This is a genomic window from Nostoc sp. 'Peltigera membranacea cyanobiont' 232 (assembly GCF_002245985.1).
Taxonomy (GTDB): Bacteria; Cyanobacteriota; Cyanobacteriia; order Cyanobacteriales; family Nostocaceae; genus Nostoc.
In genome coordinates, this window is sequence record NZ_NOLK01000053.1 from 37,552 (window position 1) to 51,201 (window position 13,650).

Here is a 13,650-nt window from a genome sequence, read left to right on the forward strand (position 1 = left end):
AGTTAAAGTAGGAGAAATTTATGAGCAAAAAGCTACCAATTCTTGGAGTTTTAGGCGGAATGGGACCTGTAGTTACCGCAGAATTTCTCAAATCTATTTACGAATATAACCAGTTTATTCATAAAGAACAAGAAACACCTAATGTCATTATTTTCTCACTGCCATCTATACCAGATCGCAACAATTCCATTAATACTGGGAATGAAAGAGAATTTATTGATTTTATCCAATTGCATCTGGAAAATCTCAATCAACTTGTTGATCGCATAGTGATTGGCTGTTGTCTAGCTCATTATGCTTTACCTCAGATTCCAGAACATCTGACGCGGAAAGTAATTTCTCTAATTAAAATCGCAGATCAACAACTTCAAGAACATGATGAACCTGCCCTTTTATTGGCAAGCACGGGAACTTACACAAAAAAATTGTTTCAGGAAGGTTGTATTGCTACTGAACGCATTATTTCTCTGTCTAAAGCAGAGCAACAATTGATTGATGATATGATATTTAAAATACTCAAGCGAGGACAAGACCCACTCAAAATTATTGCAGATATAAAAGAATTGTTAGAGAAATATAATACTCATTCTTATATTTCGGGTTGTACAGAATTCCATTTGTTAACAAAATATCTCAAGCTAAATGGAATTGATTCGATAAAAGCGATTGATCCTTTAAGTACTATTGCCCAAAACTTTTTTCAGCTATTAGATTCTAATTCGCTTCCATAAAAAATAAAATTGCTGAAGACGGATGCCTGAAAATAAGCCCTGGCAAATAGAAGTCAGGTTTTGAAACCCTTGATTTGACATTAGTATGTTCAGGTTGACTTTGCTTCTGAAATAGTGATTTGTGTAAAAAATTTAGTTGAGGATAAATTTGATGACAGCTATTTTCCCCCAAACTTCCACAGTAGATACTAAAAATCATAAGGTTCTTTTAATTGGGAAAATGTACCATGAGACAGGTGAACAACTGCTTGAAGAACATACTAATGTCGAGATTTTAAAAGAACCAACAAAAAATCAAATCAATAACGCTATTCAAGAAGCATCCGGCGTATTTGTTCGTTATCCTACTCAATTAGATGCCCAAGCGATCGCATTTGCCAAAAATTTAAAAGTTATCAGTACATCTGGATTTGGTACTGATGCAATTGACATTGCTGCGGCAACAAAACATGGGATTGTTGTAGTTAACAATCCTGGTTTGTCAACAACTGCTGTGGCAGAACACACGATTTGCATGATTTTAGCTCTGGCAAAAAAGCTGACTTTTCTTAATCAGTGCGTAAAAACAGGAAATTACCTAATTCGTAATCAAGTACAACCAATGCAACTGGAAGGAAAAACACTTGGTATTGTTGGACTAGGAAGGATTGGTAGTGCTGTTGCCAGTATGTGCAGTACAGCATTCCAGATGCGAATTTTAGCTTACGATCCTTACGTTCTATCCAGCAAGGCAGAAGCAGTGGGTGGAACCTTGGTGAAAAACTTAGACTCCCTTTTGGCGGAATCTGACTTTGTATCTTTGCATCCTGAACTAACCGATGAAACTCATGAAATGTTTGCTTTAGAAGCTTTCCAAAAAATGAAACCCACTGCTTTCTTAATTAATACATCTCGTGGGAAGATAGTTCGTGAACAAGATTTGGTTGTAGCCATAGGTGAAAAATGGATAGCAGGAGCAGCAATAGATGTGTTTGAGCCAGAACCCCCATCTCAGGAGAATCCTTTATATGACTTTGACAATGTAATTTTGTCACCGCACCTGGCTGGAGTTACACCAGAAGCTGCTATAGCTGCTACACTTTCGGCAGCTAATCAAATACTGCAAGTGCTTCAGGGTAAAAAGCCGCCTCATATTGTTAATCCAGAAGTTTGGCACAATTTTCCAAACCTGCAATGAGAACCATTATATTTCTTGAATATGCAAACTCAAGTTGTTCGCGATCGCCCCTTAACAAATACGCCTGCTGTCTCAGCTTTTACTCGATTTTGGAATAACGTCCAAGCGATCGCTAGACCTTACTGGTATCCAACAGATCCCCAGGGAAGGCCATTTTCAGAGGTGACTGGTTCATGGGGAATGCTGGCTCTCCTCATCTCATTAATCATTGGGCTTGTGGGTGTAACTGCCATTAATAGCTTTGTTGATCGCTATTTAATTGATGTCATTATTCAAGATAAAGATACTTCTAAGTTTTTCAAGACGTTATGGATTTACGGCATTGGACTGCTCTCGATCACCCTCTTGACAGCATTTACTAAATTTGTCAGAAAAAAAATTACCCTTGATTGGTATCAATCGATCAATAAGCAAATTTTAGAAAAATATTTTAGCAATCGCGCCTACTATAAAATAAATTTTATATCCAATGTTGATAACCCAGATCAACGTCTATCCCAAGAAATCGAACCTATTACCAGGATTGCTCTAAATTTTGCAGCTACTTTTTTAGAAAAAGTCCTGGAAATGGCGACTTTTTTAATAATTCTTTGGTCAATTTCCCAAATAGCCGCAGTTATTCTGCTTATTTATACGATTATAGGTAATTTTATTGCTGTTTACTTGAGTCAAGAATTAGATAAAATTACTCAAGATGAACTTGAATTTAAAGCCGACTACACTTATAGCCTAACTCATGTTCGGAATCATGCCGAATCGATAGCTTTTTTTCAGGGAGAAAACCAAGAATTAAATATAATTCGGCGCCGATTTAATAATCTTGTAAAAAACTCTGCAAGCAAGATTGACTGGGAGAGAAATAAAGACATTTTTAACAGAGGATATCGGTCTGTTATTCAAATATTTCCGTTTTTAATATTCGCACCTGCATATATTCGCGGTGAAATTGATTTCGGACAAGTTAATCAAGCAGTTATTGCTTGCAGTATGTTTGCTAATGGTATTGCCACATTAATAGATGAATTTGGGACTTCCGGACGATTTTCCAGTTATGTTGAGCGTTTAGTTGAGTTTTCCGATGCTTTAGAAGCTGTCACCAAACAACCAGAGAACGTAAGTAGCATCAAAACAATCGAAGAAAACCATATCGCTTTCGAGAATGTCACCTTACAAACACCGGATTATGCCCAGGTAATCGTCGAAAACTTATCACTGTCTGTTCAACCAGGAGAAGGTTTATTAATTGTTGGGCCTAGTGGTAGAGGTAAAAGTTCTCTGTTAAGAGCGATCGCTGGTTTGTGGGATGCCGGATCTGGTCGTCTCGTGCGCCCCCCCCTGGAAGAAGTCTTATTTTTGCCTCAACGTCCTTATATAATTTTGGGAACATTACGCGAACAGTTACTTTATCCGAGAACAAATCGTCAAATAACTGATACAGAACTTGAAACATTTTTGCAACAAGTTAATCTCCAAAATGTGGTGACAAAAGTTGATAGCTTTGACACAGAAATTCCTTGGGAAAATATATTATCGCTAGGAGAACAACAACGTCTTGCTTTCGCACGACTCTTAGTTACTCGTCCTAGTTTTACTATATTAGATGAAGCAACGAGTGCTTTAGATTTGAATAATGAAGGAAGTTTATATCAACAGTTACAATCAACTCAAACAACTTTTATCAGTGTTGGGCATCGGGAAAGCCTGTTTAATTATCATCAATGGGTTTTGGAGCTTTCACAAGATTCCAGTTGGCAACTTTTAACCGTGCAGGATTATCAGCTTCAAAAAGCAAAAGAAATTATCATCAATCCTACCCAAAAAGCTGAAATCAAAATAGATGATTTTTCTAACGAAGAATCCCAAATTCAACCAGAAAGAGCAGTAGAAATAGACACAATAGAAGGGCTTTCCCATCAGGAAATGCAGATGTTAGCAAACTATTCAATTGGTACCATTAGAAGTAAGGCAAGCAAAGGCCAATCCATTACTACTAAAGAGGGCTTAACCTACCGCTATAACAAAAACCCAAAGATATTGAAATGGGTAAGACTTTAGGCCACATTTAAAGCCCAAGATTATGGTTACAGTCGCGGCAAGATTATGGGTACGACGACACTCACCAAGCCAGCCTAATAACTGACTGATTTTCTTATGATTCGTTCTGTCTGTAATATGCTTGATTTAATAGCTCTAAATCTGTTGGATAGCTGATGTCTGCTAGCGCACAAGTTGCATCTAATATTAATTTTTCCCTATTTTTTGGCGTGTTATCTTCTTTTTCTAATTCTTCTGTTTTTTTTGAGTTGATTCAGTTGATTCAGTTTCTAAAGTTGAAGATGTTGTCTCTAGCATCCTCTTAACAGTTTCTTGATTTACTTTGTTGACCAATTCAGCACTAATTCTTTCACGAAAATGTACTAACATTGATGGGTCAAATGGAGCTTCATTACTATTCATTAACTCTTATGTATTTTGTGCATCTTGAATATACTCGGTTTTTACTTAAGGATACGCATTCCTTGTATGTGTTTTGATGATGTATCAATTAAATTATTCTAAATCTGGCTAATTCAAGTATTTTTTCTCGCTTGTGAGAAATCCAGGCCATGCACCCGACCATTGAGAGGTTATCGATAGGTCAGTAACGCCATTTTTTCTAAACAAAATGTGCATCTTTAGGATTGAATGTCAACTTAATGATTTCATGGGGATATACATTGCCAAATATATGATTCCGAGGCACTCTGGCAATTAAAGTTTGTTCTCCCACCTTCACCCAAATACTACAAATACCAATACCATTTAAAACCCGTTCTACTAGTCCTTCAATAATTACCGAACACAGTTTGTGTCGTATTGAAGAACTTGCATCGTAAAGATTGAAAGTATCGCCAGATAAACAACATGTAGTAATTGGTTTTGTGATTTCCCCAGGATATAAAAACTCTATCCCGTTTGCAAGTTTGATAAAATTTCCACGGCTACTCCGTTCTACATGGCACGGAATAATATTATCTATCCCTACCAGTCTGGCAAGCTGCTCGTTAGCTGGTCGGCGGATGATAGTTTCCAAGTTATCATCCTGGACAATACAGCCGTCAAATAAAGCGATCGCGCGATCGGCAAAATGCAGTATATCTGTAAAATTATGACTGACTAAGATGACTGCTGATCCCCTCTGTTGGGCTAATTGTCTAATTTTCTCGATCATCTGGGGACGTATTCCCACATCTAAAGAGGCGGAAGGCTCATCCAAAAGCAGCAATTCGGAATCAGCAACTAAACCACAGGCAATACAAACTCGTTTGGCTTCACCACCAGACAGAGAACGAGCTGACTGATTTGCTAAGTGTTCACAGCCAAAAGCTATCAGTGCAGTATATACCCTTTGCTTAATCTTGTGTGTTGGTGTGCCGCGAAACTTTAATACCTTGGCAACATTATTAAAAACAGTGTCATCTAGTAGTAAGGTTTCTTGAAATACCAAAGCCGAACGACGACGCAACAATGTTTTATTGGCACTACGGATATCCTGTCCAAATAATTGCATCTCACCACGGTAAGGTTGCAAGAGATTGATTGTTCTTAACAGAGTGCTTTTACCAGCGCCATTGGGGCCAAGTACAGCAACCAATTCTCCTGGACGAACTGTAAAATTTTCAATTGACAGGATATTTTTACGTGTTTTGCTATCAACGCTCACCTGTCGCATATTCAGGACATACTCGTTAGGACTCATAAAATTTTCTTGTCATGCTGTAGGATAGTCAGCAACACGATCACGGTGTATGTGATGATTAGGAGAATATATGCGATCGCCATTGCCACATCATAATTTCCTTTCCCTACCTCCGTAACGATCGCTGTTGTCAAAACTCTTGTCTGCCCCTTAATATTGCCGCCCACCATCATGGATGCTCCAACTTCCGAGATGACGCGACCAAAACCAGCCATGATTGCAGCCATTAACCCTAACCGTGCTTCCTTGATTAGCAACCAGTTGGCTTGCCACTGTGTCGCCCCCATTGATAACAGTCGCCAGCGTAGTTTCGGATTAATACTGATAATTGCCGCAAAACTGAAGCCAGCTACAATTGGAAAAGCAATGATGGTTTGGGCGACGATCATAGCTGTGGGTGTATAAATCAAATCAAGATTTCCCAATGGGCCAGATCGCCACAAAAAAATACTGACGAATAAACCGACTACGACGGGTGGTAATCCCATACCGAAGTTAATCAAACTAGTCAGAGTCTGCTTGCCGACGAAATCCGCTAATGCTAGCCATAGTCCTAATGGTAGTCCCAGTAAAACGCTAATGGCTGTAGCTGTCCCAGATACGAACAATGTCATTGTCATTACCTGAAAAACGTCACTATCGCCACTGGTTAATAGCTCAAGAGCTTTCACAGCCCCTTCGATGATTGTATTCACAGTTTATTACCCTGACAATCTGATTGCTGCTGTCAAATCCCAGATATCTAAACCTCGTCCATTTTGAAACCTGGAGTAGGGCTGAAAAGCCCGCTACTACTATTCGAGAGCAAGATGCTCCGACTACTTTGGAAAACTATGGTTCTCAAAATAGATGTGGTTTCTACTCAGAGAAGTAGGAGAATATGCGAGATTACTTGAGGTTGTCTGTCTAAATGTACACATCTGCTGCGAGATGCGATGTCGAAGGGAAAGCAGACAGATCCTCGTTTGTGGTTAGAACTGCAATAGCTTGCAACACAAGAACACTTGCTAGAATTACCCGACTTTGGGTGCAAATACGAAAATCATCACCAAAATCCCCCTCGCGCCATCTACTCAAAGATGGCGTTTGTAAAAAAGATTTGGGTGTACCTCAGTTGCTTAAGGATTCGCTATGGTAATTTATTTCCAGGCTTCCTCTGAGTGTTGATCGTAATCATTGTAAGCATTCACCAGACCCTTGAGAACTTCGGCTGTAGTCTCAAAAAGAGCCTGAGCCTTTGGTTCTTCAATTTTGGTAATATCTTCACGCAAGTGTGTGATTAGATCGTTCAACTGGCCTTTGATTTTCGCTGTATGGTAGTGTGGGTCGGTTTTGGACAAGTTTTGTTGGGTTGTCATGAGCTTACTCCTGGTATAGAAAAGAATAGTTTCTATTCTGTCCAATTGTAACAATTTTTTGGCTCATTATGTGATATGGAAGTTTATTTAAAATCCATAATCTTTCTCCGTTTTGCCGGCATCAACATAAAATAGAGGTTGTTTGAACTCTTTTTTCCCGTGGGCTGCAATTATTGTCTGTCCTTCAGGAGACAAGACAAAATTAATAAACGCTTTAGCTCCTGCACTATTCACTCTGGGAAATTTCTTCGGATTCACTTCCATCACATGGTAGAGATTTAACAGTTTCTTATCTCCTTGCACCAGTATTGGCAAAGACAGGTTTTTCTGCTGAAATATATAGGTTGCTCGATCTGCTAAGGTATATCCCAGTTTTTGATTAGCAATTTGCAAAGTTTCCCCCATCCCTGAACCTGTTTGCTGATACCAACTGCCAGACGGCGTGATGTTTGCCTGTTTCCATAAATCTTTTTCTAGTTTGTTAGTACCTGAGTCATCACCCCGCGATACAAACAATGCTTGATTTTTGGCAATGAGACTGAATGCTTCCACAGCATTCTTTTTACCTCGGATCTTTGCTTTGTCTGCATCTGGGCCGACAATCACAAAGTCATTGTGCATTACCAAGTGGCGATTAATCACCGCCCCGCCTGCCAAGACTTTGCGTTCGGCTTTCGGTGAATTGACGAATAGCGCGTCAACCTCACCTTTTTCAGCCAGAGCCAAAGCTTGTCCGGTACCAACAGCAACCTTTTTCAGCCTATATCCTGTTTTCTTTTCAATGGCCGGAACTAAATCATCTAGCAGCCCACTATCCTCAATGCTGGTTGTCATCGCCACTATGATGTTTTTACTCGCTGATGACTGTCCCAGAGTTGGCTCTTGGTTGGCTATACTACCAAAGCCGATGCAAAGAATCGCCACGAAAATTACCAAACATCCATGACGCAAAGCCCGATGATTGATCATTGCACTCTCCTAGCAATCTATGTGCCAATATTTTTTACTATGGCAAGTAAAGCTTACATTGGCAAGTATAAGCAAGATTGAGTAGGAGATCAACTATTTATGTTGTTTTCAAGACAATTTTTCTGATGAGAGGAATTCTTGACAAGATGCTGACATCTGAGTTTTTACCCAGCATGGCGTTACTTGAGAGGAACTTGACAGAAGTCCTGGTATGGCTTTAGACGCTTCGTTTCAGTCGTTGTGACGTAGTTTAGAGATGCTTGGTGGAATGCGATCGCAGTTGACGAACCTGTTGCGATCGCAACAGGTTCGTGTGTCCACGATGGATTTAAAAATAGCAACGATCGGCATCCAGGCAGCCCTAGATATTAAAGGAGGCTATTCTCCTGGCATCAGTAAGCGGTAAAGGAAGTTTTTACTTACTTGGTTTTGTCTGGCCATTTCTAGAAGTAGTATATCTCCATTTTTGAGGAGGACGAAAAAGCATTGAGCATCGAGGTAATCATCGTTGCGTAATCCTTCATCAGCTACCTTTGTTTCCTCTATCTCTTCATAGTTCAAGTAATGCTCTTTTTCCTCAACGTCTACTACATTAAATACGATCGGCATTGCTTTTAAAGTATAAGAGTACATTGTCGAGCGTAAATCGTATAGTTGCTTTAAGTCTGTTGGTTTAGTTGCAAAATACAACCGTTATGGGATGTTCTTAAAGGGTTCTTAATTAGGCAAATTGGAAATATTTAAGGCGGCAAAAGTACGCTTAAAAATGTCGATTTTGCATTATGGATTGTTAGTTTTCATTAAAAAGCGGATGCTTTGTCCGTGTTTCCTAGTCATGCTCTTTTAGGGCTGATTTTAAACGCCGATTCCGAACGGTAAAAGCACACACCAAACGCTAAAAAGAAATTCATCTGTCCTAAAATTACAGAAGCATTATGTGTAGTTACAATTAATCATTAACTAGAGGATTATCAGGCAATAATTGCGTTTTTTCTTTTGTTTCAGTGTGAGGAATTCTGACCTGTTCAAAAAAGCTAGATACCCAAGGTAAAGCCCCAAGAATTCCCGCTAATACTACTAAAAATACTGCAATTCCAAAAATTTGGTCGCGGGGAATTTCAAGAACACCGCGTAAAATTACTTCTCTTAAAGCAGAAACCATAGTAATCTCTACTGCTGCTGCCACGGATGTTCGTTGTTGTTGTATATGATCTATTAACAAGCGGAATAACTCTACTAAAATCAAAATGAACAGGATATCAGATGTTACTTGCCGCAAATCTAATGGACTCAAAAAGGAGAAAAACATATCTCCCAGTCGGATGAGCATCACACAGAATAAACCAAGGCAGAGAGAAATGATAATAAAGTCTTGAAAAAACTCCAGGTTACGTACAATTGTATTTCTTTGTAACCAGTGATTTAAGTTTAAAGTTAGCCCTTTGAGCATCGTATTTCCTAACAGTCTAGATTCATTTATTTCTATAACTGAAATAGTGCTGATACCAATTTAATGTGAAGTTGCACATATCTTGATCCCCCTAAATCCCCCTTAAAAAGGGGGACTTTGATAGATGTTTTTTTTTCCGGTTCCCCCCTTGTTAAGGGGAGCCAGCGCGGTCTTCTCCCAAGGGGGAGACGCTAAGAGCGATGGGGGTTTCCCCCATGAGCGACTGGCGTGGGCTAGGGGGGATCGAATTCTATGCAGCTTCATAAAAAATTGGTATGAGTATCTAGGATCGATTACTCAGCACTTGGAACTGTATTCAATCCCCATTTAGCTATGAGGTTCAACTCAGCCCTATTAAACTATTTGGAACCGTTGAGGTTATGTACAGTTTCGGCAGTTTTCATCTTGGATGCTGCGGTTGTTAAGTTATTCGTAGCCTTAACGATCTCTTGTAAGGTTTCGTTAACCAGATCCTCATCAAGGGAGGTTTCTGATAAATAAGTTTCTATGAAAATCTCCACTCGATTCATAATTATTTTGCTTTGAGAGCGTAGTCTGTTGAGGTCTTTGGTAGATAAATTATTCATTGTCTGAAGCTCCTTTCTGTTTCGCGGGTTAATTCTACATTTTTGGTCAGCAATTCTCATAACAAGAGCGATTCTTACAGTTCAGCCCTTTTTTGAAAGATAAAGCTTGCTGGAATACCCATTAAATCTTTCGCCTGTTGACTGCTTAAATGCCTTCAGATTCCCCAAATTCTTACAAAGGTTTCAAGCAGGAGAATTGCTATATTTGGTAAGTTAACTGGTCTATTTTAGGATTTATGCACTGAAAACTTGAGATTGCAACTCTTGGAGATGCTCCGTGTAGCTTGCTTCTTTGCAGGAGTATGCGAGTGTAGCGATCGCAATGCAAAGATTTCCTTCGCTCCAATTTTTCTGCAAGTGCAGCCAATACTAGTAGTCTGTCCTATTAGTTTTGATAGGTTTGTAGTAAGCACTTTAGTGCTTAGAGAATAAGGACTGAAGTCCTCACTACGAAGGCTTTTACCCCTCCCCACTACATTTGGTTTTGGGAAAAGGTTAAAGGTTTTTCTCCTTTTCCCACAAAACCCGACAAGTATTGCAAGTGGAACAACTATTGCCCTTCTTTATAACAACTTGAAGCCGAAGTTATTCAGAGTCTCACGCAAATCCTTACACCCTTTTAAATAGTCTAAAGTGGCTATTCGCTCGGCTGAATGTTGCGACCAATCACCAGGCACATTCATTTTTTGTTCAGTGTAGAACTCTTTCATGATATCATTATAATGAGCGATCGCTTCATCTTGCTCTGCCAATTTATAAGTTTCCCGGTGGAATACGGCTGGCTGGGGTAGACGTGGCTTAACAACAGGTTGTGCTTCAGGATTGGGATAACCCACACACAACCCAAACACAGGGAACACAAAAGGTGGCAAATTCAATAACATGGCTACCTCTTGAGTACTTTTGCGGATTGCGCCGATATATACCGTTCCTAAACCAACAGATTCAGCAGCTACAATCGCATTTTGCGCTGCGACTGAAGCATCGACTATGGCTTTAACCAACAGTTCTACGTAATCTAGAGCTACGGGAGTTAGTCCGCGACTGTCAGCAACATGAGCCAGACGACCTAAATCTGCTAACCAAACGAAGAATACGGGAGCCTGGTTAATCCATACTTGGTTATTAGCCAGCCTGCATAATTCTGCTTTGCGCTCTTGATCTTCAACTGCTACTACACTCCAGGTTTGCATATTAGCTGAACTAGGAGCAGATTGAGCAGCAGCAACTAGCCATTCTAGGGTTCCTGGTGGTAAAGGATCGGATAGATAAGACCGGACTGAACGGTGGGCTATTAGCGTTTCTAGAGAATCGTTCCAGTCAATTTCGTGATTGAAGGGAACTTCACCGTAGCGCGATCGCAGTAGTTCTGTAGGATTGGTCATAGTCAGTTTTTGAACCTGAACACTTCTTTACGATTAAGGAAAACAAGGAAGAACCAGAAAATCAGGAGGCTGATTAACTGACAACAATAGAGAGAAAAGACTTGATTACTACGCAGCTAGCTGGGTTTCTCCGAAATCTGAAAGGCGATCTTTCCGAAAAAAAGCAACTCGTAAAGCTAGCCGATACTCAGATGCAGGACAAGTAAGGGGAGTTACCGTATGCCAAGAATTATCAGAACGTGCGATCGCAACTGAGGAATCACTCAGGGGTAGAATATCTTGAAAGGCAGATTCCGCCTGGGAGTCTTTGAGAATTCGCAAATAGCCTCCCCAATCTACAGACCATTGTTGATTGAAAAATAGCAGATGAGTTAAAAGTTTGTTCGGCTCGTCTGTATGAGGGTGATGCAACTGTCCTAATTGATATCGACGAAATCCAATATCCATTACACAGTTTTTTAGTTCCAACCCAGACATTTCAGCTATTGCTGCACGGTAAGAATCTGTCCATAGTCCTTCTATCAACTGTCGCCAGACTTTACTGAGGTGTCTCAAGTCATAAGTAAGTCTGCCTTGTGCCATCCGCTCTCGCCAGCGATTATCGCTAGATTTGAGCATCAAGGAAATATCCTCGCTAGTGGCAAGCATCTTTCCCCAAGAGTATCCATATCCCTCTCCCTCCGACAGGCGAAACTCTTCGTGAGGAAAACTCGCAGTTAGTTCTAAGCTTGCTTCTGGTGAAAGCAGGTTTTTGATCAAAGCCCAATTGTATGGGACTTTTTGCATTGCTGTGGCACGAATCGAATCAAAATTAAGCATGGTAGAAAAAACGCTTTAGTAGAATTAACCAATCATGATTACCCTGGACATCAAGTGGTATTGAACTAGGGAATGGGGACTAGGGAATGGGGACTGGGGATTGGGCAAGAAAATATGAGTAAGATTTGCTTGGGGTCTGAATCCCCATCTAAATCTTCCCAGTCCCTAGTCCCCAGTCCCTAGTCCCCATTCCCTAGTCCCCATTCCCCAGTCCCCAGTCCCGGAGGGCCCATCCCGATCGCAATAATTTTGTAGGATTTGTCATAGTCAACTGTTGAACTTGAACGCTTTTTGCCGATTTCAGAGGGATTAACAACCCCATTGCAAATTTGTTTAGGTGCAAGACAACTCGCTTTACCGATAGCGGTTCTTCACCACTGCTCAAAATAAATCCAGATCAACCTCCCCAGGATCAAACTGCTTTCCCTGCTGTTTGAGTGATTGTCCTTGGAGACTACGCAATAGGGAACGCAAAACATCAGTCTTAGTGCGTTGGAACCGATCGCAGTACTGCTCTAGAAGTTGCCGTTCTTCGGGAGACAATTGAAAAGTGATCCATCCTTGCTCTTTTCTCGGCATAGCTGTTACCAACATAATTGGTAATATTCTAGCAGTTGGTACAATAACTGCGATGCTTGCGGCGGGCTGCGCCTACGCTAACCAGAGACGGAATTGTGATGCTTTCTTAACCCTCCCGACTCCTCATTGAGTTCACCTTTGGGGAACAAAACTCAGGAGTTCTTCAACAGTGAGACTGCGCTTAACTTTTACTGACTCATGCTTTACAGCATCTAGCACTGATTGAATTTCTGGCTGACTGAGTATGATTCCATGTTCTTGCAGCACACTGATGATCAGATGCCGACCGGAATGTTTGCCTACAACAAGGCGACGTTCCCAACCAACATCTTCGGGCGCAAACGGTTCGTAAGTACCGGGATTTTGCAACACACCGTGAGCATGAATGCCCGACTCGTGTGCAAAAGTATTTTCACCCACGATCGCTTTCCAGGGAGGAACCGGCCAATTAGCAGCTTTCGCAACTAACCGTGATAGTTCCAGCAACCGTTTTGTATTAATACCCGTTGGGATGTTGTAAAGGTGTTTCAGTGCCATCACCATTTCTTCCAACGCCGCATTACCTGCGCGTTCACCAATCCCATTTACTGTAGTGTTAACGGATCGCGCCCCTGCTTCAATACCAGCTAGCGAGTTCGCCATTGCCAATCCAAAATCATTATGCGTGTGCATTTCTATGGGAATGAATAGATGATGCACAAGGGAGCGAACTTTGCTGTAAGTGTTCAGAGGGTCGAGAATTCCTACAGTGTCACAAAAGCGAAACCGGAAAGCTCCCAACTCTTGAGCATAATACGCCACATCCAATAAAAAAGATGGATCGGCTCTGGAAGAATCTTCTCCGCCAACAGATACA

14 protein-coding genes and 2 pseudogenes are annotated in these 13,650 nt (G+C 40.7%); 4 read left to right on the forward strand and 12 right to left on the reverse strand.

Translation table 11 applies throughout. The features are described from left to right. The first annotated feature begins 20 nt into the window (after positions 1 to 20). From CDG79_RS18740 to CDG79_RS18750, 3 genes are all read left to right on the forward strand, one after another. Positions 21 to 731, forward strand: a complete 711-nt coding sequence (locus tag CDG79_RS18740) for an aspartate/glutamate racemase family protein (RefSeq protein ID WP_094343473.1) — start codon at positions 21 to 23, stop codon at positions 729 to 731. Positions 732 to 882: 151 nt separating this feature from the next. Beyond that, the gene (locus CDG79_RS18745; RefSeq protein WP_094343474.1) at positions 883 to 1,908 is read left to right on the forward strand and encodes a hydroxyacid dehydrogenase; all 1,026 of its coding nucleotides are present in this window, start codon (positions 883 to 885) and stop codon (positions 1,906 to 1,908) included. Between the two features lie 21 nt (positions 1,909 to 1,929). Further along, the gene (locus tag CDG79_RS18750; protein ID WP_094343475.1) at positions 1,930 to 3,963 is read left to right on the forward strand and encodes an ABC transporter ATP-binding protein/permease; all 2,034 of its coding nucleotides are present in this window, start codon (positions 1,930 to 1,932) and stop codon (positions 3,961 to 3,963) included. A gap of 95 nt (positions 3,964 to 4,058) precedes the next feature. Here CDG79_RS18750 and CDG79_RS45515 read toward each other — a convergent pair. The 5 genes and pseudogenes from CDG79_RS45515 to CDG79_RS18775 form a co-directional block, all read right to left on the reverse strand. Beyond that, positions 4,059 to 4,353 (reverse strand): annotated as a pseudogene (locus CDG79_RS45515) (hypothetical protein); the annotation flags it as partial. A gap of 211 nt (positions 4,354 to 4,564) precedes the next feature. Then, entirely contained in the window at positions 4,565 to 5,647 is a 1,083-nt protein-coding gene (locus CDG79_RS18760; protein ID WP_094343476.1) for an energy-coupling factor ABC transporter ATP-binding protein, read from the reverse strand. Beyond that, entirely contained in the window at positions 5,644 to 6,342 is a 699-nt protein-coding gene (locus CDG79_RS18765; protein WP_094343477.1) for an ABC transporter permease, read from the reverse strand. The genes CDG79_RS18760 and CDG79_RS18765 overlap by 4 nt, the downstream gene beginning before the upstream one ends. 444 nt (positions 6,343 to 6,786) lie before the next feature. Then, entirely contained in the window at positions 6,787 to 7,005 is a 219-nt protein-coding gene (locus CDG79_RS18770; RefSeq protein WP_094343478.1) for a hypothetical protein, read from the reverse strand. An 87-nt stretch (positions 7,006 to 7,092) separates the two neighbouring features. Next, positions 7,093 to 7,974, reverse strand: a complete 882-nt coding sequence (locus CDG79_RS18775; protein ID WP_094343479.1) for a substrate-binding domain-containing protein — start codon at positions 7,972 to 7,974, stop codon at positions 7,093 to 7,095. A 256-nt stretch (positions 7,975 to 8,230) separates the two neighbouring features. Between CDG79_RS18775 and CDG79_RS42470 the strand changes: the two genes are divergently transcribed. Continuing rightward, positions 8,231 to 8,380 carry a hypothetical protein gene (locus CDG79_RS42470; RefSeq protein ID WP_189525045.1) on the forward strand — a complete coding sequence of 50 codons (150 nt, stop codon included), beginning with the start codon at positions 8,231 to 8,233 and terminating at the stop codon, positions 8,378 to 8,380. Here CDG79_RS42470 and CDG79_RS18780 read toward each other — a convergent pair. The 7 genes and pseudogenes from CDG79_RS18780 to CDG79_RS18815 all read right to left on the reverse strand — a co-directional run. Next, positions 8,353 to 8,583, reverse strand: a complete 231-nt coding sequence (locus tag CDG79_RS18780; protein WP_143855515.1) for a hypothetical protein — start codon at positions 8,581 to 8,583, stop codon at positions 8,353 to 8,355. The two genes, CDG79_RS42470 and CDG79_RS18780, sit on opposite strands and share 28 nt — an antisense overlap. Before the next feature lie 340 nt (positions 8,584 to 8,923). After that, entirely contained in the window at positions 8,924 to 9,424 is a 501-nt protein-coding gene (locus tag CDG79_RS18785; RefSeq protein WP_094343481.1) for a phosphate-starvation-inducible PsiE family protein, read from the reverse strand. A 359-nt stretch (positions 9,425 to 9,783) separates the two neighbouring features. Beyond that, positions 9,784 to 10,011 (reverse strand): hypothetical protein, encoded by a 228-nt coding sequence (locus CDG79_RS18790; RefSeq protein WP_143855516.1) that lies wholly within the window; start codon positions 10,009 to 10,011, stop codon positions 9,784 to 9,786. 563 nt (positions 10,012 to 10,574) lie between these two features. Then, on the reverse strand, positions 10,575 to 11,396 hold the full coding sequence (locus CDG79_RS18795) for an NADPH-dependent oxidoreductase (RefSeq protein ID WP_094343483.1): 822 nt from the start codon (positions 11,394 to 11,396) through the stop codon (positions 10,575 to 10,577). A gap of 108 nt (positions 11,397 to 11,504) precedes the next feature. Further along, on the reverse strand, positions 11,505 to 12,215 hold the full coding sequence (locus CDG79_RS18800; protein WP_094343484.1) for a 2OG-Fe(II) oxygenase: 711 nt from the start codon (positions 12,213 to 12,215) through the stop codon (positions 11,505 to 11,507). Positions 12,216 to 12,653: 438 nt separating this feature from the next. Further along, positions 12,654 to 12,794: pseudogene (locus CDG79_RS43815) on the reverse strand (CopG family transcriptional regulator); the annotation flags it as partial. A gap of 132 nt (positions 12,795 to 12,926) precedes the next feature. Beyond that, positions 12,927 to 13,650, reverse strand: a 724-nt coding sequence (locus CDG79_RS18815; protein WP_442946224.1) for a homocitrate synthase/isopropylmalate synthase family protein, incomplete at its 5' end; no start/stop codon positions are given.